The following is a 24311-nucleotide window of genomic DNA, read 5'->3' as shown; positions in this document are numbered from 1 at the left end:
TACTGATGTAAAAGTAGATGTATCCTTAATGTTGATCAATTCCTTCTTTTTGGTATATTTTATTCGTGGAATATACCTGGCAAAATATCCGTATAAATACGGATATTTTGATTATAACCTATCAATTGATGTTAAATTATTGGAATAATGGTTTGTTATTGAGTGTTTTATATGAGTCCCAGTTGAGTTGCTTTTGTAATCAATTCAGCAGTATTTTGTACTTCCAGTTTCTTTAAAATATTGCTTCTGTGTGTTTCAATTGTGCGTTTACTAACAAATAATTGTGCTGCAATTTCAATAGTAGTTAGTCCTTGGGCAACCAGTTGCAATACTTCTTTTTCGCGTTTTGAAATTTTTTGAGTATTAGCTTCTTTATTAACTGCTTCTATCATTAAATGTGAAACATCTTTGTTGAAATATTTTTTACCATTAAACACCTCTAAGATTGCTTCAGCCAGTTCTTCAGCATCACAATCCTTTAAAAGGTAACCAAAGGCTCCGTTGCGTATTGCCTGCATAACATATTGCCCTTCATTATGCATTGTAAGCACTATGCTCCGAATGGTTGGGTGCATTTTTTTTAATATTGAGATGGCATCGAGTCCATTGGTAGATTTCATAGAAATGTCAAGTAAGGCAATATCTACTTTTGATTCCGGCAGCTTTTCCAATAGCTCTTCTACCGAGGCTGTTTGATGAATCACCTCAATAGTATCTGTTTTTTCGAGTAACATTGCAATGCCACTTCTGAATAAATCATGGTCGTCGGTTATGCTTACTCTAATCATAGCAATTGTTTTGTTTCAAATTCAACTTCAATGGTTGTACCATCGTTACCTGAAATTATTTCCATATGCCCATTAAACAATTGAACACGTTCTTTAATATTCATCAAGCCATTGCCTAACGAAACTTTATTTGGTTCAAAGCCGGTACCGTTATCGGCAATAAATATATTTACCTGATTAGTAAATTCCGTAATCGATAGTTTAATTTCAGTTGCATTGGCATGTTTCAAAGCATTATTAACAGATTCCTGAATGATTCGGAATGCATTTAAAGCAATATTTAATGGAATTGTTGATTCCTCGTCCTTATCATAAATGTAAGAAATATGGCAGGTATCAGACATTGGTAATTGATCGATAAAGCTCTGTACAGCAGCTGTTAATCCAAAGTCCTTCAGGACTGAGGGCATCAGATTGACTGATATTTTTCGTACTTCTTCAATAATATTCTGAACCCTTTGGGCAATAACTTCCTTTGGGGCATCATTCTGCGAAATTATAAGTTTAAGGTTGGTTAACAACGGACCAACACTATCGTGTAATTCTTTGCTTAACCGGTCTCTTTCTGCTTCTTCACCAGCCATTAACAAGCGTTGACTTTTATTCTGAAGTTGTCGTTCGCGTTCCTGAATTTCGATGAGCTGGTCTTTCATGTAATTTAAGCTGTTTACTAATCTGTCATTATTACTTCGCAGAACCATTGTACGATTAAACTGACTATTAGCTATGTGGTTGGCAAAATCAATAATTTGCTCGGTGTTGGTTATTAATAAGGCAAGAGTTGAAAAAAGGCTTCCGATTTCATCTTTATTTCTATATCGGGGAATATTGGTTTTCTCACCTTTGGAAATTTTAGTTAATGCTTTTTCAACTTTTATGACAGGATGCACAATGTACCAAGCCAGAAAATTGGATAATATTAAAATGCCAATGGCTATAATAGCAGAAATAATATAGATACGATGCTCCATGTCTTTTAAAGGCAATAGGGCTTCCTTTACATCAATTTCAGAAAGGATTACCCAATGGAGTCCGTGATAAGAAAATGACGAAAATGAGCTAAAAACTTCAATGTTTCTGTAGTCAGTGTGTCTGGTGGTACCTTCTCTAACCTTTAGTGACAAGTTAAAAGCTTGTGTCTTACTATAAATTTGTGTAGGCAGAGTGTCAATCCAAAATCGAGATTGACTTCTTAAATAGCCATCACTTCCAACAATGTATGTTTCCCCTGATTCACCCATTCCGGTTCGTTCAAAAAGTACATTTTGTATGGCTTGAGGAGTCGAATAAAAGGTGTAAATCAAGTTGTTATGAGATGTGTGATAGGCAAGGTGCAATTTGCCATCATTTATTTGTGGGCTGATGTCTTCAATTAAGATGGTATCATTTTTCCAATTGTTAAGTTCTTTCAGTTCATGGTTAATTATAATCGAATCGATATGAATGAAGCGGTCGGCAGCCAAAGCATCCAGGTATTCGCTGTTGTTGATGTGAGAGAGCATGGTGTTAATTTCCTGCACATGACTACTAAGAATTCGCTCAATTTGAATTGTTTTTAAATGCCTGATTGATGAAAGTTGTAATAGGATACGGTCTTGAAGTGCATTTTTAAATTGTTGTGCCAGAACAACAGATACTAAAGAAATAATTAAAAGGGCAAAAGAACTTAGCAATAAGGCAATTTTAAATCTGATGCTCAGGTTCCGTATTCTTTTAATCATATAAACTTGTTTCACCTTTGTTTTATAGTATCAAGATAAAACAAAAAAATGAGATGTTAATTAACCGGGATCTTTCCTCAAGGATTTAAGATTTTGCCGGCATAGCTATCCATTGCTTCATAAAGCTTGATAGGCGAAAGGGTACGCCATTTTACTGCAGATAGATTACCGCCGTACAGCACATAATAGTTTAGATTGATCTTATCGAATTCTGCCAGTACATGTTCCCGGAAATTGATTGCAATAATCCATCCATCTTCAATATCATTAAACCAATCTTCGTAATAAGAGTCATCGGAATAATGAAAGTTTAATACATTTTCACCAATCAAAATAAATTTTTGAATGCCATGATCTTCCAGATGTTCAATGATATTACGTTTGAGGTGCATGATGTCGTTATACAGGCAGTCGTTCCATTCGCCCATTAATTCGATGATGCAGTACCCTGAATCATAATTGGCATACAGTATTTTCAGGTAGAGTGTATTTGATCCGAATTCATCCCATTTTGGGTGGATATAATGATCGTAGATGGTGTTACGACATAAATATTCATCAAAGATTTGCCCATAATATGGTGATCTCTTATCCTCATTGGCCTTGTAAATCTTTTCCCACCTGTTGTATGGTTCAATGTTCTGCATGTTGCAAAAATAATGAAAGCGCTTATTGTGTCAATTAATTTTTTGTGCATAAAAAAGCGAATCGTTTTTAGATTCGCTTAAGATATTTTAGAGTAAAAGCTTTTCTTATAAGTTCGCCAGTCGATTTAAAATTTTATCCAATCCTAATAGGAATACAATACCTGCTACAACAAAATATACCAGCGAGGGAATTTTTGTAAATACAGCGAAAAACTGAGAGAAGCTTTTGTTGATAGACCCCAAATTCAATTGTTTGGAGGTGAATCCCAAATCACCAAGGTACTGCTGAATAACAGAGGCATCGACCAGAAATGAGATGGCTAATATGGCGATGGCTGCCGTTATGATCCACCATCTGTTTTGTTTATTGATTAATGGCTGATAAGTCTGAGGTTCCTGCACCCAGTCATGTAAAACACGATTCATCGCATTTTGCCTGATTGAAGCAGGGGCTTCTTCAGGTGTGAAATCCCTGAACAATTCCTTCAACAGTTTATCGTCATCGTTATTAATCTTTTTCATCGTCTCAAATTTATAAAATCGAGTTCAACTCTCCTTTTAAAATTGCATTTAATTCTGTTTGCATTTGCTTTCTTCCGCGGTGCAGTTTCACTTTTATATTTGAAACTGAAAGACCGGTTGTTTTACTAATCTCTTCAATGCTTTGCTCTTTATAATAGTATAAAATCAGAATAAATGCATCGTCTTCCTTTAAATTACTCAATGCCTTTTTAAGTACCTTCTTCCTTTCCTGTAACTCCAACCTGTGCATATTGTTTTCAGCATAGTTGGCTTCGTACTGAATAGTTTCCTTGCTTTCAAGGTCCTCGGTTGAAGGCTTTCGGCTTCGTAACTTAGAAATGGCAGTATTATAAACAATACGATAGAGCCAGGTTGAAAAAGAAGCATCTCCCTTGAAGCTGTCCAGCGATTTATAAGCTTTTACAAATGCATCCTGGGTTACTTCTTCTGCTTCCTGCAGATTTTTGACAATTCCTTTGGCTAATGTAAATGCCATATGCTGATACATATCAATGATCTGCGAAAAGGCTGCAACATCTCCCTTTTTAATACTCTTTATAAGCTCTATGTCTTTATTATTGCTCATTCACAAAATAGGACGCACCTAAATCATTATTGGTTACAAGTATTCTGCAAGTTATTTTTATTTCTTACTAAGGTCAATACCATCAGTTTCTTAGTAAGTTGTTTGATGAAAAAACGAAAAAGTAACAAATTTTTGTAACCGTGTCTTTTTTCATGGCGTCATACGAATGAGCACGCTCAGAGAGTTGATTAACAAATAATGTAAAACTTAAAATATAAAATCATGGAAGGTTCATTAGCAATTATTTTTATTTTCGGAGGTATACCTGCTATAATCATATCATTGGCTTATTTCAGAACACGAAGAATTGAAAGAACAGCATTAATAGCAGCAGGAAAAGATGCTTCAATTTTTGATCAGTTGAATTCCAAACCCAAGCACTATTTAAGTCTTAAATACGGTATGTTGATGGTTGGATTGGCAGTTGGAGTAGTATTAGGATCGGTATTACAGAATAATACCATGATGAATGAAGCAGCGGCATATTTATCAATGGTGCTATTATTCGGAGGTTTGAGTTTAGTATTATTTTATCTGATTCAAAAAAAACTGAATGACGAGTAATTAATATCACTCAGATATGCATGAAAGAAAGGCTGTTCCGTTGAGCAGCCTTTCTTTGTTATTAAAAATTAGATAACTATTTGTTGATTCATTCGTATTGATGGTTGGAAAACGACTAACAATAAATTCAATGAAAAAGCCACTTTTTAGTTTCATAACTTTTTTACTGGCACTGGTATTATTAAGCTGTGAAGTAGAAGAAAAAATCAATCAATTCAACTCTATTGATGAAGGTATTGAGGCATTACAGGAATATTCGGTAGTAAGCAAGCAATTCCAGGATGCCTCAAACAGCAGTGATGAAGCTATTATGGAAGCCGAATTACAATTAGCCGGTGAGCTGAAAGCCACTAAAGAAGGTCCTGCAATAACTATTGAGCCATTTGATGCAACAACATGGCCTAAAAATATTACTGTTGATTTTGGGGATGGTATTACCGGATTGGATGGAGTTGTTCGTTCCGGAAAATTATTGATTGTATCAACCGGTTTGTATCGGACTGAAGGTAGTGTGCATACTACTACTTTTGATAATTATTATCAGAATGGTTATAAATTAGAAGGTACACATGTTGCCACCAATAATGGAAATCCCGATGGTGAAGGGCTTCAGTTTAATGTTACCATAACTGGTGGTAAAGTAACCAAAGAAGAATCGGTTATAGAATATCAGCAAAACTCAACACGTACCTGGGTAGCCGGTTCAGATACTCCTTTAAATATTTGGGATGATGAATATACATTGGATGGTACACAAAACGGAACGAGTTCAAAAGGAGTTGAGTATGCATTGTCGATTACAGAATCACTACATTTTGTAGTCTTAACCAGACAAATCACTGAAGGTAAAATGGCAGTTGTAATTGAAGGATTACCTAATATAATAATGGATTATACAACCTCAACAATAAAGATTGGAGAACTAACTTATCCAATGCAAAATTAATAAGGGAGACAGACGGACAAGGAGAAAAAAGAGTTACCCGCCCGGGTAACTCTTTTTTAGTTTTATTCTTTTACAGAAAGGACAAGGAGTTTATTTAAAACATCTTCTGTAGTTTTAAATGCAGTGCCATGACGAATACCTTTGGGCAGATTAATGGTTTCAGATACGTCTTCCCAATTTTGTCCATCAGTAGAACGGATGGCTCCATATTTCTTTTCTCGATATTTGTCGAAGTAAATGTAGGTGTATTCTCCAATTTGCATAGGAGTTGGACCTTCCACCCAGGAGTCGCCCGAAATACTTTCAGTTACCTCTGTTGGGAATCCTTCTTTTAAGTCTGTTGTAAATGTTAATCTTAAATTCTTTTCTACCGGAGCCGACATTTCATTTTTAACCACCATCATGTAATCAGAATCTCTTTTTAGAATAGCGGCATCAATTACACTGAAGCCCGGATCAAAAAATAATTCGGTTGGGCTAAAGGATTTAAAGTCTTTGGTGGTTGTGTAATATTGTCTGTGATTCAGTCCTTTTTCGTTTGGTAATGTTTCTATGTCAGGATATAACTCAGGTACCGTTGATGCCCAAACAATATAAAAGATGTCATCCTTATCATCGTAAAAGACTTCCGGAGCCCAGCTGTTTCTTGTACTTTCCAGATGTTCCATTACAGGTATGTATTGTTGTTCCGACCAATTGATCAGATCAGTGGATGATGCATAGCCAATTCCTTTATCCCACCATCCGGTTGTCCAAACCATGTGAAATACTCCATCTTTACCTTGTGCTATACTTGGGTCACGCATCAACCGGTCTTTACCAATTACAGGTTGAAGTAAAGATTCACCATTGTTTACAACACCCCATTCATGTCCGTCATAACTATAAGCTATGTGAAGTCCGTCTTGACCACCATTAATGAAATAAGAAAAAAGGTATACATCTTTCTTTAGGGTGCAACTTGATAATAAAATAATTAGAACAATACTTAGTTTAATCAGGTTTTTCATAATCATGAAGATTCTACTTGAAGTTTACGAATGCAAGGTAACGGCTCACCCAAATTCTTTAATGGATAATAATACAAAGAACTGAAAAAATTGACATATTCTTCTGCATGTATATTATATTATATAATTTTATTACCTTAATTATTACAAGCGAAATCTGTTGAAAATTCGCAATTATCATTGAATAAAGATGATCTATAGGGAAAGGCTTATTTTATGGGTTATGTTTCTGTACTTGTTTACAGGTATAGGTATTTATGCTCAGGAAACCATTACATTTAGTCAGATTAGTACAAAAGAGGGACTTTCTCAAAATACCGTACGTAGTATTCTTGTCGACAATAAAGGCTTTTTATGGGTAGGTACACTTGATGGTTTAGTGCGTTACGATGGCAACCGTTTTATTACCTATAAACCGGAAGCTGATGCTCCCACAAATATACCTGATCAACGGGTAAAAGGTATTTATGAGGACAGGAATGGTTTTATTTGGATATTAACATATGCCAACTCTTTTAGTTGTTATAATCCCAATACAGAAGACTTCATAGAATTTAGTTACGAGGGTAAAAATATTTCATTGCCTTTTACTCACTTTGCTGAGACCTCTGATGGTAATGTATGGCTATGGGGAGGGAATGGTTGTGTAAAGATGGCCATGGGAATGAATAATTTACCTGAGGTATTATTCCATTCATCAGTTAATAAAAAACAGTTGACGGATGAGAATATTAATTTTTTGTTTGAAGATTCAGCTAAGTCAATATGGATTGGTTCAGAATCTGGACTAAACTGCTTTAATCCTTCCGGTGACATTCAACATTTCTTTAAAGGTAATGATGATGGTGTTTTTGTTGAAGCTGTTGAAGAGAGCGGTATTATATATTTTCTAATGGCGAATGGAACCATTCATCGATTTAATCAATCTGCAAAAACATTTATTTCATCTTTCAGAAGCCCTGTTGAAGATACTTTCCGGGATTTGAAGAGAATGAATAACAGCTATCTGGTTGCATCAACATTAAATGAACAACTGTTTAAAATTGATATCAGTACAGGCAACTATTTTAAAAATGCCCTGAATCTGTCTCATACATTTAAAGGTTCACCACAGTTGTTCTTGGATAAGAAAAAAGGTTTATGGGTATATGATTATTCCGGTATGGTTTTTTACTATAATCCAGAAAAAGATATAGTTAAATCGTTTCAACTTATAAAACCTGAGATAGCAAATGTAATTGATGATGGACGTTATAATATTTTGATTGATAATGAAGGTATTTATTGGATAACAACATATGGCAGTGGACTTTATCGTTATGATTCAGAAAGAGATCAACTTACAAATTACAAGTATGATCAGCTACAGAATAGTCCTGCTTCAGATTATATGCTTTCGATCATTGATGATAAATATGGAAATCTTTGGATTGGATGTGAATATGCTGGTGTTATAAAAGTTGTGAAGGAAAAATATCATGCTGAATATATTAAACCAGAGGCTGCAGGTTCTATTGGAACTAGGAATAATGTAAGAGTTATAGTTAAGGATTCTGATTCGAATATTTGGTTAGGAACTAAAAACGGAAGTCTTTATTTGTACGATAAGGATTTGAATAACAAGAAGGTTGTTATGAAGAACATTAATCCTTATACTGTTTGTGAAGATGATAAGGGACGTATTTGGGTTGGAACAAAGGGGAATGGTGTTTATGTGATTGATAAAAAGACGTTCAAGGAATACTATCATTTTACGGCATCTGATGATGATGAACAGAGTTTAAGTCACAATTCAATTTTTGATATTATTCAGGATACGGATAAACGCATTTGGATAGCATCTTTTGGAGGTGGTATTGATCTGGTAGAAGAAACAGATCAGGGTATTACATTTAAGCATTTTCTTAATAATAAGGGTAATCTTAGTTTTGTAAGGTGCCTGATTCAGGACAGGGAAGGTAATATATGGGCTGGTAGTTATGAAGGATTGATAAGTTTTCGATTCGAAGAAATCAACATCAATCCCAATGCCTATACAATTTACACTTATAATTCAGGGCATCCGGTTGGATTAAATTGTAATGATGTAAAAACGGTTTATGAAGATAGTTTTGGGCAGTTATGGGTTGGAACTGCCGGAGGAGGATTAAATTTATTTGATAAATATAGTCCTGATCGACAGGGAGCTTTTATAAAGTATACCAAGAAAGAAGGATTGCCATCTGATATTGTGACTTCGGTAATGGAGAGTAAGGATGGTGTAATCTGGGTAGGAACAGAAAACGGTCTGGCTCATTTCGATAGAAACACCAAAACATTCCTGACGTACTTTTTCTCAAATAGTTCCTTTGGTAACTTTTATGGTGAGAACGCTTGTTTACGAAACGATAACGGATATCTTTTGTGGGGTACTTTGGATGGATTGTTGGTCTTTGATCCGGGTGAACTGGATGCCAATAAAAAAGAAGTGCCAAAGGTAACATTAACTGATTTATATGTGCTTGACCAAAGGATTGAAACGACACAGAAGAAATCACCATTAACTGAATCAATAAATAAAGTTGAAAAGGTAAAGCTCAAAAGCGAACAGAAAACATTTACATTGTATTTTGCCTGTTTAGATTTAACAGATCCAAAAAGGAATAAGTATTCCTATAAGATGGAGAATTATGATCAGTTTTGGAGTAAAGCCAGCACTAATAACTGGGCTACCTATAAAAACATGCCTCCCGGAACCTATACTTTTATGGTAAAAGGATCAAATGCTGAAGGACAATGGAATGACGAAATCAAGACATGTCAAATAACAGTGTTGCCAACGTTTTGGCGATCAATATATGCCATTATCTTATATGTTTTTGTGATTGCACTTTTAGGCTTGGTGTTTATTCGTTTCTTGTTTAGAATCAATAAATTGAATACGGCTGTTAAAATGGAGAAGCAACTTACTGATTATAAGTTACGTTTCTTTACCAATGTTTCGCATGAGTTCAGAACACCACTTACTCTTATAAAAGGAGCATTGGAAAGAATTAATGATGAAGAGAATCACTCACCGGAAGTTAACCGTCACCTTGCTCTTTTGAACAGAAATACCCAGCATATGTCGAGGTTGATTGATCAGTTGCTCGAATTCAGGAAGTTACAAAATAATATACTTACTCTTAATCTTGAAAAGACTGAAATTAATGAATATGCTTTAAATGTATATTACGAGTTTAAGGAAATTGCATTTCAAAAAGGGATTGATTACCAGTTTGAAGGGTTGGATGATAAATGGTATTTCTATGTTGATCGTAATAAGCTGGAAAAGATATTATTTAACCTGTTATCCAATGCCTTTAAGTTTACACCTCATAACGGATCCATTGTTTTTAAATTACAAAAGGATGAAGATGAGAAGAAATGCATTATCTCAGTCGCAGATTCGGGTATTGGAGTACCTAAAGATAAGCAGGATCTATTGTTTAGCCGATTCAAACAGGTTACATTCTCGGCAGAAGGAACCGGAGTAGGTCTTGAATTGGTGAAGGAATTTGTGGAAGCTCATCAGGGTAAAGTAAGTTATCAACCAAATGAGGGCAAAGGCTCGGTGTTTACAGTTGAGTTGCCAACTAACGAAGAATTGTATAAAGATGCCAACTATGTAAATTCTCAGCCTACAGTTGAAAATGCTGATAAGATTATTGAACAGAAAGTAGAAGCTGAAATTAAGCGTCCGGCTAGTCCATCTAGTTCTAAGATTCTGATCATTGATGATAACTATGATATAAGAGAATATCTGAATGATGAACTAAGACATCACTTTAATGTTGAGCTGGCTGTTGACGGAAAAGAAGGACTTGAAAAAGCCATTGCTATCAATCCAACATTGATTATTTGTGATGTTAAAATGCCTGAAATGGACGGTTTGGAAGTGACGCGACGGCTGAAAGATAATTTTGAAACAAGTCATATACCTATCATTCTTCTAACAGCCATGTCGTCAGATACCATTAAACTTCAGGGTAGCGAGAGTGGGGCAGATGCATATATTATGAAGCCATTTAGTCTTAAGTACCTGTTATCAAGAATTTATGGGCTGATTGAGCAACGTGAGAGACTTAAAAAGCGTTTCTCTGTTGATATTGATGTGAAGATTGGAGCATTGAGTGAAGAGAAAAAAGATAAAGAGTTCTATACTCTAATTAATGATATAGTTGATAAACATCTGTCAGATGCCAATTTTACAGTTACTGAATTTACCGAGCAAGCCGGACTCTCGCGTACTATCTTTTATAAAAAGGTAAAAGGATTAACGGGTTATTCACCAAATGAACTAATAAAAATTAAGCGAATGAAGAGGGCTGCAGAACTTCTTGTTGAACGAAAACATACCGTTTCAGAAGTATCGTGGCAGGTAGGTATTGAAGATCCGTTTTATTTTAGTAAGTGTTTCAAAGCACAATTTGGTTGTGCTCCTTCGAAATTTGGAGTGGAAGATTTGAAGTTAGATTCAAGTCATGAAAAGGCTGAAGATTTAAAGTAAATACCTTAAATAGGATATTATATCGGGGCATAAGTTTGTTGAGTATTGTTTTTATTTTGATTCTTGAAAGCTTAAAGAATTCAAAGGGTGTCAAGTGTAAATCAAATTGAACTTGTAAATATTGAATATCACTCAGCGATGGGCCAAATCAATAAGCCAATGAATTAGGTTTACATGTATTGAATCTTAAACCTTTGCAATAAAAAAGAGGAATCTCAAAAACTGAAATTCCTCTTCATACCTAAAGCTATATTACTAATTACTTCTAAAATCAAAATTCAACACCATTTTGATACCTTCATCACCTACTTTAATGCGAATATTGCCAGGCTGACTATGAGGTCCCTGTTGTGAAGTAGGTTTAAACGATTGTATGGCAGGTATATCATATAAGAATGAGATATCACCTTCGGGGAAACCAGGCATGGTTCTTCTTCCATTCTGTCTGCCTTTAGGTTCTTCGGGAGTAAATACTCTCATAAATACACCGTCTGTCTCTGAATAAACAGTAAAGGGGGCTTCATCTGACTCAATAGTTGCCCAATACAGGTTGGCATGATATCCTTTGAACTCAGGATAGGTTAAACCATACTCACTTTCACCAGTAGTGGTATTGTTGTAATCTTTTTGCCAAAGGTTGTAGTTGGTTCCTTTAATGCGGTTCTTCCATACGCGGTATGGTCCACGTCCAAACCATTCCATTCCTTTAGCTAATTCTTCAGGATACGAAAAAGATAGTCCGAAATTATAAATGGCATCATCGGTAAATGCGTCATCAAAACCCTGACCACCTCTGGCCCGGTTCAGCATAACTGCATCCATTTTTAACAAACCATCAGCATTCATAGTCCATGCAATAGAATCGATGGCTCCCAGATATTTTGCTACAAAAATTGCAGAGTTCTCATCCTGAAGGGTATAATACTCTTTAAACTGGATCTTCATACCAACAGCAACAGGTCCGTTATTAAAAGGTATCTCACCATTGGGGTTTGTAATTTTTACCAGTTGACCATTGGATTGATTAAATGTAACCGATACACCATTCGATGATAAAGTAGTTGTTGTATCCTGCTCTGAGATCTTTACTGCACTGCTGTTTTTTGCAGCTTCTTCCTGTGTTTTAAAATAATCACCAGCATATTTAACTGTCCATGACCAGGTACAAATTGAATTGCCATGCGGATCAAAAGCTTCCAGTTCCAAAACATCACCATCAAAGAAATTAGCAGGAAGTTCCATTCTAGCCATTCCAGTTTCACCTGGATCAATTGCAGGTAGTGTTAAGTTACCTTCTGATAATACCTCTTTTTTGGCACCTTTTAAAGGTGAATCGATTGAATAAAGCTTGTATTGAGCCTTACAATCTTTCAGGTTAGTAAACAAGAAAGTATTTGAAATAGTAAAGTTTCCTTTGAATGACGGGGTGATGAACAGCTGTTTAAACTGAATTGGAGCCCAAACTTCCCGCACTGTAAAGACACTTCCTTCTTTTTCGCGGTATGGTCCAACAATACCATCCGGCGCACGGAAATCATCAGAATCCAGTTTGCCACCTCTGTCCGAGCGTTTTACAGCATTATCGCAGAACGCCCACATAAAACCACCTGCAAACAGAGGGTGAGAAGTCCAGTTAACCCAGAAATCTTCCAGACCTGCACCATGTCCCTGGTCGTACATTCCGTGCATAAACTCAGTTGGTAAAAATACTTTATATCCATTGGTAAAACGTGCAACACCAGTCAGGTAGGTTGGGTAATGGTGTGCATCCACATCATTGAAATCTGCCCAGGGATGAATCACATGTCTTTTTTGTGGATCGTAATCGGCAAAATGAGCATCCAGATTGTAGTTCCATCCACCTTCGTTACCGTTACTCCAGATAACTATACTGGGGTGATTTACATCGCGTGTCACCATTTCTTTTTGCAACTTGGGACCAACCTTTGAGTCATAGCAATTTTGCCAACCTGCCAGCTCATCCATTACAAATAAACCAATTGAATCACACATGTCAAGAAAGTGTGGATCAGGAGGATAGTGAAAACGTACAGCGTTTATGTTCATTTCTTTCATCAGCAGTACGTCTGATTTACTGATCTCTCGGTTGGTAGTTCTTCCTCCATCAGGATGGAAGGAGTGACGATTGATACCTTTCATTACTATTTTGGTATCGTTTACATATATACCGTCTTTTGGTCGGAATTCAACGGTTCTGAACCCGATACGCGAGTTCCAGGTGTGTAAAGTCTGGTTATTTTTATCAATCAGCTTCAGTTTTAAAACATACAATTGTGGAAATTCAGGATTCCAGTTAATTACGTTGTCCCATTTTGTGCTGATAGTTTGTTTTAACTCGCTGTCTTTTAAAGGAATTGATACTTCATTAAAAGAGCCTTCTCCTGTAAGTGGTTCAATAGAAGCAATTATTTTAGCACCTACTAAGGGTACCGATAAATCCACATTAGCCATTAAAGTACCATCGGCGCGGGCATCAACAGCAACATGCGAAATGGCCTGTTGAGGTTTGGCCTCAAGGTAAACCGGACGATATATTCCACCGAACAACCACCAGTCAGCCATTCTTTCAGCACGGTTAATACTTGCGTTTTCGGAGTGTTTATGAACAATTACTTCCAGTCTGTTTTTCTTACCTACCAGAAGTTTATCTGTTATGTCATACGAAAAGCGATAAAAACCACCCTGATGCATTTCACCAGCTTTATGGCCGTTTACAAATACTTCAGTATCGGTCATAGAGCCTTCAAAAACAATACTAACCTGTTTGTCTGACCATGATTTTGGCACCTTGAAAGAGTGACGGTAAGTACCTGTTTCTTTTGAAACTTCTTCACCTTTTTTGTACCAGCGACCATATGTATATTCACCGTATCCTTGTAGTTCCCATTGTGAAGGGACTTGTATTTTACCCCATTTACCACTGTTGTTGCCACCTGAGCAGAGGAAATCCCATGTAACGGTATTGTCCAAACCAGTGCCTGAAAGATATAATTGTTCAGTTGATTGGCCTTTAACTATTAGTGTTGTCAGTAATATGGAGCAGATTAAAAACAGGTTGCGTTTCATTATATCTTATTTTGTTGTTGACTGATCTACAAGTTCGTTAAATTGTAATTTAACCTTTTTGTTGTTCTCTAATTTTATTTCATCCAATCCGTTAATGCTTAAGGATTCACAATCCCAGTTATTGGCATACTTAATAAAACCGGATTTCTTGCCTTCAAGCGATACGTTTTTGAAAATGAAATTATCAATGGTACTGGATTCAATGCCTCCAATTCGGATACATACCTCGGCATCATTGGCAGTGAGGTCATTGAAAACAATGTTTTTAAATTTAGGGGTTCCTTCTTTTGGGTCCACTTTCTCCAGCATTTTAATCCAGTGTTCCGGAACTTCATCAACACTATAACCTTCGGGTAGAGTTGAATAGCTATAGGTTGGATTCCAGTTTAAATCGACAGAAATTGGAAAATTTACGCCCTTCATATCGATATTAGACAAATAAATATCTTCTACTGTGCCACCACGATTCATCGCACTTTTAAAACGAAGACCGTAAGTGGTGTTTTCAGCTCGCAGGTTATAAGCCACCACGTTGCGAATGCTGCCAGATGTCTCGCTTCCACAAGTGATTAATCCGGCACCGATACCTGCATAACATTCCCGGATAACAATGTATTCGCATGGTCGGTTAACTTTTAGTCCATCGGCATCTCTGCCGGCTTTCAAACAAAAATTATCATCGTTACAATTGATCGTGCTGTTCTCAACCAGAATAAACGAGGATGAGTCGATGTCGATACCATCAGTGCTTGGGCCGTGGCCTTCAATGTTATTACTAATAATCATGTTACGAACAGAAACATGACTTGAGTAAAGAATGTGCAAACTCCAGAATCCAGGTTGGTACAGAACAACACCATCAACAGTTATATCTTCACTGTCTGAAATTAGAATCCCTCTTGGACGTTCGCAATCATAATCAACAATCCAGCGTAATCCTTTAGGTTCATATTCACGTCGCATGTCCCAATATTTATCCCAGAAAACTTTTCCTTTACCATGAATGGTTCCATTACCGGTAATGGCAGCATTTTTTTTACCAATAATATTTACCAAAGCTGCCGGCCATTTCATTTCCAATCCAGCTACCCTGGTGTCTATCTGCTTATAATCATTCAAATTCTGGCTGCCAATAAGCATGGTACCTTTGGGAATATGAAAATTAATATTATCGCCTATAAACAACGATCCTGTAAGATAAATACCTGGTTCAAAAGTAACTATGCCTCCTCCTGAGGTCACTGCATCATCAATGGCTTTTTGGATTGCAGTGGTATTCATTTGAATGGCATCCCCAACGGCTCCGTAATTTTTTACATTGAAAACTTTATCACTTGTTGGAAACGATTGAGCTCCTACTTGTTCCATCCATTCGAAATGAGGTATGGAATCCTTTTCGCTTTCACCGGGACACAGATGAAAATTTATAAGTAGTAATATAATTGACAAAGTCTTCATAATCAAAACAATTAAGTTTTATTAATTTGATAGGTTCACCGGAATCAACTTCACTTCGCTATTTAATCCGGAAGGCATAATTTCCCAATCATTGTAGAGTTTTCTTGAATACTTGATGTCTACAAGGTTAATCTCTTTGAATTTTCTCCATTTAACACCATCTCTGTCCAACTTTGAAATGTAATTGGCAGGAAGATTGGTTACTTCTATTTCAAGGGTATTCAATCCATCTTTAAGGTATGAGCCGATGTGTACATGATATGGTACTGACCATAAGGTGTCAACAACAATTCCGTTAACGGATACCCGGGCAGTCTCACGAACATCACCCAAATCCAGAATCCAGTCGTCTGCCATGTCTTTATTCGCTGAGAATGTGGTGGTGTACTTACCCCTTGCCATGGCTACTGAAGCATTCTCGTCTGGAAGCATAGTCCATGATTGAACTGATGGCAACTTAAAAGTATCTGTTATTTCAGGAATACTTTTTGTGAATGATAATTGCCAGTTGTTATTAAGTACAAATGGAGTTTTATATTCATCAACATAAGCCCATGAATTACATGAAGGTGATTCGTTTGAGAAAGTTTGCAGAATCAAAGACTGACCTGATTCCAACTGGATACGTACCTGTTTTGATCCGTTTTTCTCTCGTATAGCAGCTTGCCCTATTTCACCTGAAAGAGGGTCAAATATCAATGCTGACTGAAACGGCTTTGCAAGGGTAATCCATTCATCTGTATAGCTTTCTTTTAAAGCACTGATGAAATAATGGTGTCCTTTTGTATTCTTACGACGAATATAGGATAGCCCGTATTCTTTCTTTAGTTCTTCAGAAGCTGTTTCTGTCTTGGCAAGTGTAGAAACAAAATCAGAACCCGTAATGATTGAACCCTTGCCAAATTCATACTTTTCACTTTTACCAAACGTACTCTCAGGTAATTCTTTTAGGTAATTCAGGAAGCTCTTTTGCCGCTCATCAAGTTGATGAAATCCGGGAACATCATTTGGATAATGATCCATAAAGATAATTTGGGCTCCTTCTTTTGCAAGTTGAATCAGATGTTGCAGTACTGCTACCGGCATTTTTTTTGCAGCCGGAACAATCAAAGCCTTATAAGTGACTCCACCAGAAGTCATCAAATCCCCATTCTTAACTTCGGTGCTTTTAATAAAGCTATCCGATATGTAGTCAACGTCATATCCGGCATTACTAATTCGATGAATGACTTCAATAAACTCAGGTGCTCTTTCATTCATCTTGTGAATATCAAACATCAGCAAACGACCATCTTGTTCGTGCCACATATCATAAACAGGCAGATAAACTAAAAAATCGTTATCCGGCTCACCCATCTGCAGAAATGCTTGTGATCGCGAGATGTATTTAAAGAATGGGCTTGCATCTTCCCATAAAGGGTTTGTCGGACTCATATCGATGGATGCATAAAATTTCCATCCCGGCCATTCTGCTTCTTGCGGGCTATAGGTTGTACCATGAAAATACATGCGATTAACACCTGAGACAAACATAAGATCCAGATCGGGTTTGCATTGAGCAAGAGAAGTACGAAAGTGCTCTGTAAGCCATGTAAATGTCTCGGATGAAGTAAATGGTTTACCTGCAATATGCGCTGCTGATGAGGCATATTTGAGCATCGATAAATCAGAATCGTTATGACGGGTTAATGAATCGTGTCGTAAGCCCTTAATATGAAAATCAGACAAACCAAAGCCTTCGCATTCAGGTACATCAACAGCTGCGTATATGTCAATCAGGTTACCTGGCGAGCCATGTGCCTGACTGCGGGTTTGAGCTCCCATCTCATGGGCCCAGCCAGTCCATTTTTTGGTGAAATTATTAAGCAGTAAATCATTTAATAACTCACGATAATCAGTAATAATGCGGGCTGTGGTATCATTCTTCTCGTTACTTAAAAAATAAGGAAGATAGTCTTGTAATTTATATTGATACTTATTCTCAAAGGCTTTTAAAAGTCCTGGGGTCCAGTCTGCCTGGTATACTTCATATGAATCGGTGAAGAAGAATCCTGGGGCAGGGGCATTGCTTTTAGAAAAAGCATCGGTGAATCGTTGCAGATAATGAGGTAGTGCCGATGCTGAGAAATGATCGATCACCAGACCTTTACCTCCCGGAGCAGCTCTTTTAACCTGTTGAAAGGTGTTTCCTTCAAATAAAGCAATTACTTTCCAGTTTCCTTCCGGAGAGGTCCAATCAAGATGTCCATCCTTAACTTTTTGAGTCAGATCAACTGATTCCTTATTTTGATTAAAAGCCATGATACAAGCCAGATGTGCATGCTCTATTTGTTTGGCGTCTTCAGGCAGTATGTCGATTTTTAGAGACTCACCGGATTTTACACTGTACTCCTGAATAATTAATTTAGTTGCAGCATCTACGGGTTTTACCTGAGGGCCACCAAAAGGCCAACCGGTGCCGGTATTCATATCAATCTGCATGTTCAAACGTTTGGCTTCAGCCTGAGTGTGTTTATACACTTCCATCCATCTGTCTGACAGAAAATCGATGTCATTTTCGTCGTTATCCTGAACACCGTAAATGGGAGTTATCTCAAGAGCTCCCATTCCGGCTTTGGAATAGGCTTCAAGGTTATGAGTCAGGTTTGCTTCATCAACAGCACTACCTAACCACCACCATCTGGCACCCGGCTTGGTTGTAACAGATTCTTCCGGCCATTTAACATCGGGTTGACATGCTGCAACTAATGAAAGTATTAAGCCGAAGAATAAAGGCTTATATTTTCTAAGGTAACACCACATGCGATGATAGATTTTTCAGATTAAGTTTCTTTATTTCTTTAGCTGCCAACTCAGCGACAGCGGTTGCTCCGGCTTCCTGTAAATGAGTGTCATCTTCTGATCCATCCGGACGTTTTTTATCTAAACCAGGACCAATCCACATGTATAGTTCTTTTGATGGTTCATCACCCAGCATGATTATCATATCACGGCTTCGGCTATAGATATCAAGCAAAGGAAGGTTTAATGAATCAGCCACCTGTCGTGTTATCACAGGATAAGCAAGTAAGCGATCATCAACTAAAGCCCTGCCCTGAAAGGTTCGCATTACTATTGAAGTTGCCAATATAGGATTGGCTTGTTTTGCTTTAACATCGTTAATCATGTTAACCAGGTTCTGACGATATTGGTCGTGCGATGCATGGCGCTCGGGGCGGGTAGAGGCATCGTTATGACCGAATTGTATAATTACATAGTCACCTGGTTCAGTTTCTTCAATCAGCTTAGCCCATCTTTCTTCCTCTATGAATGTTTTAGTGCTTCTTCCAGCTTTTGCATGATTCTTAACAGTTATGGTGCTGTCTAAAAAAAGTGGTAGCATTTGGGCCCAGCCACGCATAAGTGTTTGAGTCGTGTCGTACGATTGAGCCGTTGAATCTCCGGCAATTAGCACACTAACCGGTTTTTCCTGTTCGCAGCTAAAAATCAAAAGCAGAAGTGGCAGAATTAGTAGATATTTTGGTTTCATAATGGATTTATTTTGGACTGATGCTGATTATTATTGATGAATTAGATTGATTTCAATAGATTTATCCCGGTCGCAGGTGATTTTTCCATCACTATATTCCAGTTCTCCAACCTGAATGGAAGTGCGACGTGTGTCGTATGTGTTTTCTTTGGCTTTATCCCCAATCCGTCCCGGATGAGTAAAGTAAAAGATATAGGCTTTGTTGTTGCTGACAATCACATCACAATGCTGACCATGCACGCCATCATCCTTACCTGATCCGCCTTTTTGCAGGATATGATCGGGTTGACGAGTCCAGTTGTCCAGATCAATAGAAGAATGGATGGCCAGACCTCTCCATGTATCAATCACCATGAAATAATGCTCTTTCCATTGGAATACTTTAGGGCCTTCACCACGTTCGGCTATTATTTTACCCTTGTCTTCCCATTTGTATAAGTCAGGACTGTCGGCATAATAGATGGTTTTTCCATCTTTTTCGTTATTGTAAAACATTCGCCATGTGCCATCCGGTTTTTGAATAACACCTGCGTCAATTACTTTATCAGATGTTAAATTCAATTTTGATTGAAAATCCCAATCTAACAGATTTGTACTGGTTAAATGCACAATATGACGGGGATGACTCCAATCAGAAAATATACCCGGAACAATGGTTAGGAACATATGATATTTTCCTTCAAATTCAACAATATCCGGAGCCCAGTAGGTATATTCATCAATGCCATAGTTGATATTGGCCGATCCTCTGAATTCCCATGTTAATCCGTTATCCAACGATTCAGCAATATTGATTTTAGTGCCATGTACCCAATCAACGCCATTCGGATTTTTCATATTGGCTCTTCTATTGGTATAGAACATAAACCATCGTTGTTCTTTTTCATTCCAAACCACTTCAGGATCGGCAGCACCATCAAATACCGGGTCGCGATATAGTGGTTTAGGCGCTACTTTCTTCTTGGTTACTAGTGTCTCGGGTTTTATATAGTTTTTGAGATCACATTGATCAAGATCTAAAATTGCTTTTGCCAAGGTTCTGCCGTGCAACATAGCTCCATCGAATGAAGTATGTACATTATCCTTGTAATAGGGTTTGGTAGCTTCTTTACCAATGGCTTCATATTGCTCTGCACACAGGTTGTTATGATCGATGTAACAAACGCCTTCTTCTTCTGCTACTTGTTTAGTCCATGCAGCAAAAGTATCTGTACAACGATTCATTTTGTCACCTGTCCATCTGTTACCCGGAGTGTGTGATAAGGCAATTACTTTTACACCTTGTGCTTTTGCCTGGCGGATGTATGTTTTTATATAATGACCAAATGAATAAACAGTTTCAGGTCCTCCATGGCGCTGCATGATAACCGTTTCTGATTCATCACCGGCACTGTGAAGAGAGGCTCTCGCGCGACCTGTATTCAATGGGCCTCCATCATTGTGCCCAAACTGAATAATCAGATAATCGCCAGGTTGAAGTCCCTTTAGAACTTTTTGCCAAAGTCCTTCCATTAAGAACGAGCGGCTGCTTCTTCCGCCAAGAGCATGGTTCTCAACAGAGATTTTTGTCGTATCTACAAACTTGTCAAAGAAACTTCCCCAGCCCCATTGACCACGATCTCCTTTACCACTGCCATTTTTAACTGTAGAATCACCAATTATAAATAATACTGGATTTTTGACTTTTCTTGTGCTTCCTGCTCTCATATATGGAGGGCGTGATGGATCCTGCACTTCAAAGATTGGCTCGTTGTGATTCTGAGCTATTTTATAAAAATGAACAGCACTGTCGTTCATCTTTGGATGCCAGTTCTTTAATAATTCAATAATTTCAGCACCAGCTAATAGTGCCGGACCATAGCCATGAGCAGCATAACTGCTTACTGGTCGGTGATAATAAAAAGCAGCATCAAAACCCATTCCGGTGCCTACACAGGTTCCTTCTACTTTACCATCATCTGTAATTTTCTCATTTAACGCATTCCAGCCCAGGATGGTGGCAGGTCCGTACAGGGTTGCACTGATCCAACCTTTATTAATACCATGTGCCAAGGCATAAACATATATGGCTGTAGCCGATGTTTCAAGGTAACTATCGTTTTTGTCAATTAGTTGATGCCATAATCCATTAGCTGACTGGTAGCTAACAATTGAATGAATATGCGTCTGGTAGAGTTCTAAAATATTTGAATATTCTGGATGACTGCGAGGTAGCATATCCAAAGCTTCACACAGGGTAAGTAAGGCCCATCCGTTTGCTCTGGCCCAGAAAAAGTCTGGCTGAGGATTTTGTCCTTCCACCCATCCATGGCGGAAGAGGCCTTTTTCAGGCACCCACATTTTTTCTTTAAAAAGCTTTATCTGTTTTACAGCCTCTCCGTTAAAATCAAGGTCGGTATCGAAAGGTGCTTTTTGCAGTAAAGCCGGAATACTCATAAACATATCATCCGTCCATACTGCGTTGTGTAAAGGACGATTGCGGGCGAAAGTGCCATCGTATAATCGTTGTTGATGATACATGATATAGTCTATGTATCGGTCAATCATTGGTTGATAGCTTTTAAGATTCCCGGTTTGACGGCCTGTTTTGATAACCGCAGCACACATGGCACCGGCATCGTCCAATGCATGAGGATTGACAACTTTATTCATTAAAGGATCAATGATCCCTGTTTCATCCAGGATATTTGAAAAGTATGGTGATACTTCAGCCAGAAAATCCAATCGGTCTGTAACATATTTTAAATACTGAGGATTATCTGTAGCCTGGTTCATTTTCAGCATTGCTGCATAGGTAACGCCCCATTCGTATGAAGTTAACCTGAAATCACCTTTTTGTAATTCACAATTACGATCAATCGTTGAGTAATCGGTAACAATACTATTGGTTTGCTTATTGATGATAGCAGGTGGCGTTGAGTTTGAAAGATATTGCAGGATCCCATCCATTTTACCAGCCACTTCATTAATGGTTGGCACATGGTAATTAAATGAATAATCGGGTTGTAACAGATGAAGTGGAGTATTTGAATCGTTTAATTCAACCTTCTTAGATCCCTTTTTTTGAGCTCCCAATTCAATGGGAAGAAGGGTTAATGAGATTAATAAAATGAATAATATTCCTGTAGATCTTTTCATAGTTTTTGTCAAATTCAGTATGAGCAATGCTCATTTATTTTAATGTAAAAATACTTGCCGATGAATTGTAGCGAAATGGAAAATTGTGCAAAGACCTTTAAATTTTGCTACCCTGTTTTATAATCCGGCATTCAATGTAATTACAGTATTATTGGTTTTAGTGCTTATGTAACTTTTGTTATATAATTTGATTAATTTGTGTTATTTCTCTGATTATATTTTGCTTTTAACCTGTGATTTTAAGTGATTCAGCAATTCATCCTTCATTCTAGTCATTATTGGATCACTTTCGGATGAATGATATTTATTATTCCATTCCTGTGGATCATTTTCCAGATCGTAAAACTCACCATCAATGATATCATCCTTATTGTATTCGCTTAAATTACTTTTCCGGTTCATCACCAATATGAGTTTATGTTGTGCATTTCGCCACATAAACGCTGCCTGATCTTTCTTTTCGTGCAGTGCACAAAAACTTCCTTGTCGGCTTGTATTTGTGTCGAGCAGGTTTATTCCCATTGCACTTTGAGGTATTTCAATGTTAGCAGCTGAAAGTAGGGTTGGAAGAACATCAATCAGTTCTGCATTACGACTATCTTCTTTGCCCATTAATTCTTTTGGGAGTGCTTTTCCTGAGATTATAAACGGAACCCTTACACTTGATTCGTAAAGGCAATACTTATTAAATCGATAATAGCGCTCACCCAGCATCTCGCCATGATCTGAAACATAGATAATGATTGCATTATCTAAAAGGTTTTTCTCATCGAGGGCAGCCAGAGTTCGCTTAAACATATGGTCAGTCCATGAGCAGTTAGCTTTGTATCGCAAGGTCATTTCTTTCCACTGTTCTTCTGTTGCATCTTTCCAGAAGTTGATATACATATCTCTTCTGTTTACCCCAAATGCATGTTCTGAGTGATCTTCATCCCAGAAAGGTTGTTCTGCATATTCAGTGTTTTCAAGATCGTAATGAGATTCGTATCCTTCAGGGACATTATGTCCGGCATGTGGTTTTAAAAATGATAAATACAGGAAAAGCGGTCTTTCGTCCTGTCGATTATTAATGTAATTCAAACATTGCTCGAACACCCAGCCATCACGATGGTCACCTTCAGCGATTCCACTGGTTCTACCTATATATCCTAATGGTTTTTCTTCGCCACCTCCGTACTCTTTAACTTCTTCGTTGTATCTTTCTTTACGATCAGGAGCAACGTCAATCATCATAACGGCTCCTTCTTCGCGACATTCACCAATATAACGAGTTTCAAAACCACGGGTTGACGGAATAAATGGTTGAGAACTGGTTCCCCAATGGGTTTTTCCAAAACCAGCTGTTTCATAGCCTGCATCCTGAAATAACTGTGCCAGTGTTTTTGCAGGCAATAAAGAATCTCTTAATCCGTGTTCATTTCTTACGATACCAACCTGGTTCGGATACATTCCGAACATCATTGAATTTCGGCTGGCAACACACATTGGTGCCTGACAAACAGCCTGGGTAAAACGAATCCCTTCTTTAGCTAGTTTGTCAAGTGCCGGTGTGTACATTGTTGAATCTACAATACCTATAGCATCATGCCGATGCTGATCATCCATCAAAAAAATGATGTTAGGCTTTGCAGATTGTGTTGTTGCAGTCTTTGTTTCACAGGCCATAAGAATGAGTAACAGCATCAGGAATGCAATTAATTGAATTAGTTTCCTATTTTGTTTGTTATTCATAAATATGATTTAATTGTTGTATTCAATACTGTTTATTTCAATCTTTAAATAGTCAT

15 protein-coding genes are annotated in these 24311 nt (G+C 37.4%); 3 read left to right on the top strand and 12 right to left on the bottom strand.

The genetic code is table 11. The features are described 5' to 3' along the window. Nucleotides 1-167: 167 nt before the first annotated feature. From ACRD62_RS03130 to ACRD62_RS03110, 5 genes are all read right to left on the bottom strand, one after another. Complete coding sequence (locus ACRD62_RS03130; RefSeq protein ID WP_430818663.1) at nucleotides 168-788, bottom strand: response regulator transcription factor; 621 nt, start codon at nucleotides 786-788, stop codon at nucleotides 168-170. After that, the gene (locus tag ACRD62_RS03125; protein WP_430818662.1) at nucleotides 785-2509 is read right to left on the bottom strand and encodes a sensor histidine kinase; all 1725 of its coding nucleotides are present in this window, start codon (nucleotides 2507-2509) and stop codon (nucleotides 785-787) included. The genes ACRD62_RS03130 and ACRD62_RS03125 overlap by 4 nt, the downstream gene beginning before the upstream one ends. 77 nt (nucleotides 2510-2586) lie before the next feature. Further along, entirely contained in the window at nucleotides 2587-3156 is a 570-nt protein-coding gene (locus tag ACRD62_RS03120; RefSeq protein WP_430818661.1) for an alpha/beta hydrolase family protein, read from the bottom strand. A gap of 105 nt (nucleotides 3157-3261) precedes the next feature. Then, nucleotides 3262-3678, bottom strand: coding sequence for a hypothetical protein (locus ACRD62_RS03115; protein WP_430818660.1), 417 nt, complete (start codon nucleotides 3676-3678; stop codon nucleotides 3262-3264). 10 nt (nucleotides 3679-3688) lie between these two features. After that, on the bottom strand, nucleotides 3689-4264 hold the full coding sequence (locus tag ACRD62_RS03110; RefSeq protein ID WP_430818659.1) for an RNA polymerase sigma factor: 576 nt from the start codon (nucleotides 4262-4264) through the stop codon (nucleotides 3689-3691). 222 nt (nucleotides 4265-4486) lie between these two features. Here ACRD62_RS03110 and ACRD62_RS03105 point away from each other — a divergent pair, with 222 nt between their 5' ends. Both ACRD62_RS03105 and ACRD62_RS03100 read left to right on the top strand, forming a co-directional pair. Next, nucleotides 4487-4828 carry a DUF6249 domain-containing protein gene (locus tag ACRD62_RS03105; protein WP_430818658.1) on the top strand — a complete coding sequence of 114 codons (342 nt, stop codon included), beginning with the start codon at nucleotides 4487-4489 and terminating at the stop codon, nucleotides 4826-4828. Nucleotides 4829-4958: 130 nt separating this feature from the next. Continuing rightward, nucleotides 4959-5774: a hypothetical protein gene (locus ACRD62_RS03100; RefSeq protein ID WP_430818657.1), complete on the top strand. Its 816-nt coding sequence runs from the start codon at nucleotides 4959-4961 to the stop codon at nucleotides 5772-5774. Nucleotides 5775-5836: 62 nt separating this feature from the next. Here ACRD62_RS03100 and ACRD62_RS03095 read toward each other — a convergent pair whose 3' ends face one another. Then, nucleotides 5837-6784, bottom strand: a complete 948-nt coding sequence (locus ACRD62_RS03095; RefSeq protein ID WP_430818656.1) for a glycoside hydrolase family 43 protein — start codon at nucleotides 6782-6784, stop codon at nucleotides 5837-5839. A gap of 223 nt (nucleotides 6785-7007) precedes the next feature. On the opposite strand from ACRD62_RS03095, the gene ACRD62_RS03090 reads away from it, so the two are divergent. Then, the gene (locus ACRD62_RS03090; protein WP_430818655.1) at nucleotides 7008-11312 is read left to right on the top strand and encodes a hybrid sensor histidine kinase/response regulator; all 4305 of its coding nucleotides are present in this window, start codon (nucleotides 7008-7010) and stop codon (nucleotides 11310-11312) included. 255 nt (nucleotides 11313-11567) lie between these two features. On the opposite strand, the gene ACRD62_RS03085 is transcribed toward ACRD62_RS03090, so the two are convergent. The 6 genes from ACRD62_RS03085 to ACRD62_RS03060 all read right to left on the bottom strand — a co-directional run bounded on the left by ACRD62_RS03085 (nucleotide 11568) and on the right by ACRD62_RS03060 (nucleotide 24255). After that, nucleotides 11568-14399, bottom strand: a complete 2832-nt coding sequence (locus ACRD62_RS03085) for a glycoside hydrolase family 2 protein (protein ID WP_430818653.1) — start codon at nucleotides 14397-14399, stop codon at nucleotides 11568-11570. Nucleotides 14400-14405: 6 nt separating this feature from the next. After that, nucleotides 14406-15857 (bottom strand): glycoside hydrolase family 28 protein, encoded by a 1452-nt coding sequence (locus ACRD62_RS03080; protein ID WP_430818652.1) that lies wholly within the window; start codon nucleotides 15855-15857, stop codon nucleotides 14406-14408. A 21-nt stretch (nucleotides 15858-15878) separates the two neighbouring features. Beyond that, on the bottom strand, nucleotides 15879-18659 hold the full coding sequence (locus tag ACRD62_RS03075) for an alpha-L-rhamnosidase (RefSeq protein WP_430818651.1): 2781 nt from the start codon (nucleotides 18657-18659) through the stop codon (nucleotides 15879-15881). Continuing rightward, on the bottom strand, nucleotides 18643-19386 hold the full coding sequence (locus ACRD62_RS03070; protein ID WP_430818650.1) for a rhamnogalacturonan acetylesterase: 744 nt from the start codon (nucleotides 19384-19386) through the stop codon (nucleotides 18643-18645). The genes ACRD62_RS03075 and ACRD62_RS03070 overlap by 17 nt, the downstream gene beginning before the upstream one ends. A 30-nt stretch (nucleotides 19387-19416) precedes the next feature. Next, a complete protein-coding gene (locus ACRD62_RS03065) occupies nucleotides 19417-22524 on the bottom strand; it encodes a glycoside hydrolase family 88 protein (protein WP_430818649.1) in 3108 nt (1035 codons plus the stop codon). Between the two features lie 213 nt (nucleotides 22525-22737). Continuing rightward, nucleotides 22738-24255 carry a sulfatase family protein gene (locus tag ACRD62_RS03060; protein ID WP_430818648.1) on the bottom strand — a complete coding sequence of 506 codons (1518 nt, stop codon included), beginning with the start codon at nucleotides 24253-24255 and terminating at the stop codon, nucleotides 22738-22740. Between the last annotated feature and the right edge of the window lie 56 nt (nucleotides 24256-24311).

Source organism: Carboxylicivirga caseinilyticus (assembly GCF_050589785.1).
Lineage (GTDB): Bacteria > Bacteroidota > Bacteroidia > Bacteroidales > Marinilabiliaceae > Carboxylicivirga > Carboxylicivirga caseinilyticus.
Note: the sequence above shows the minus strand (reverse complement) of the source record. Positions and strands in the feature narration are given on the sequence as shown.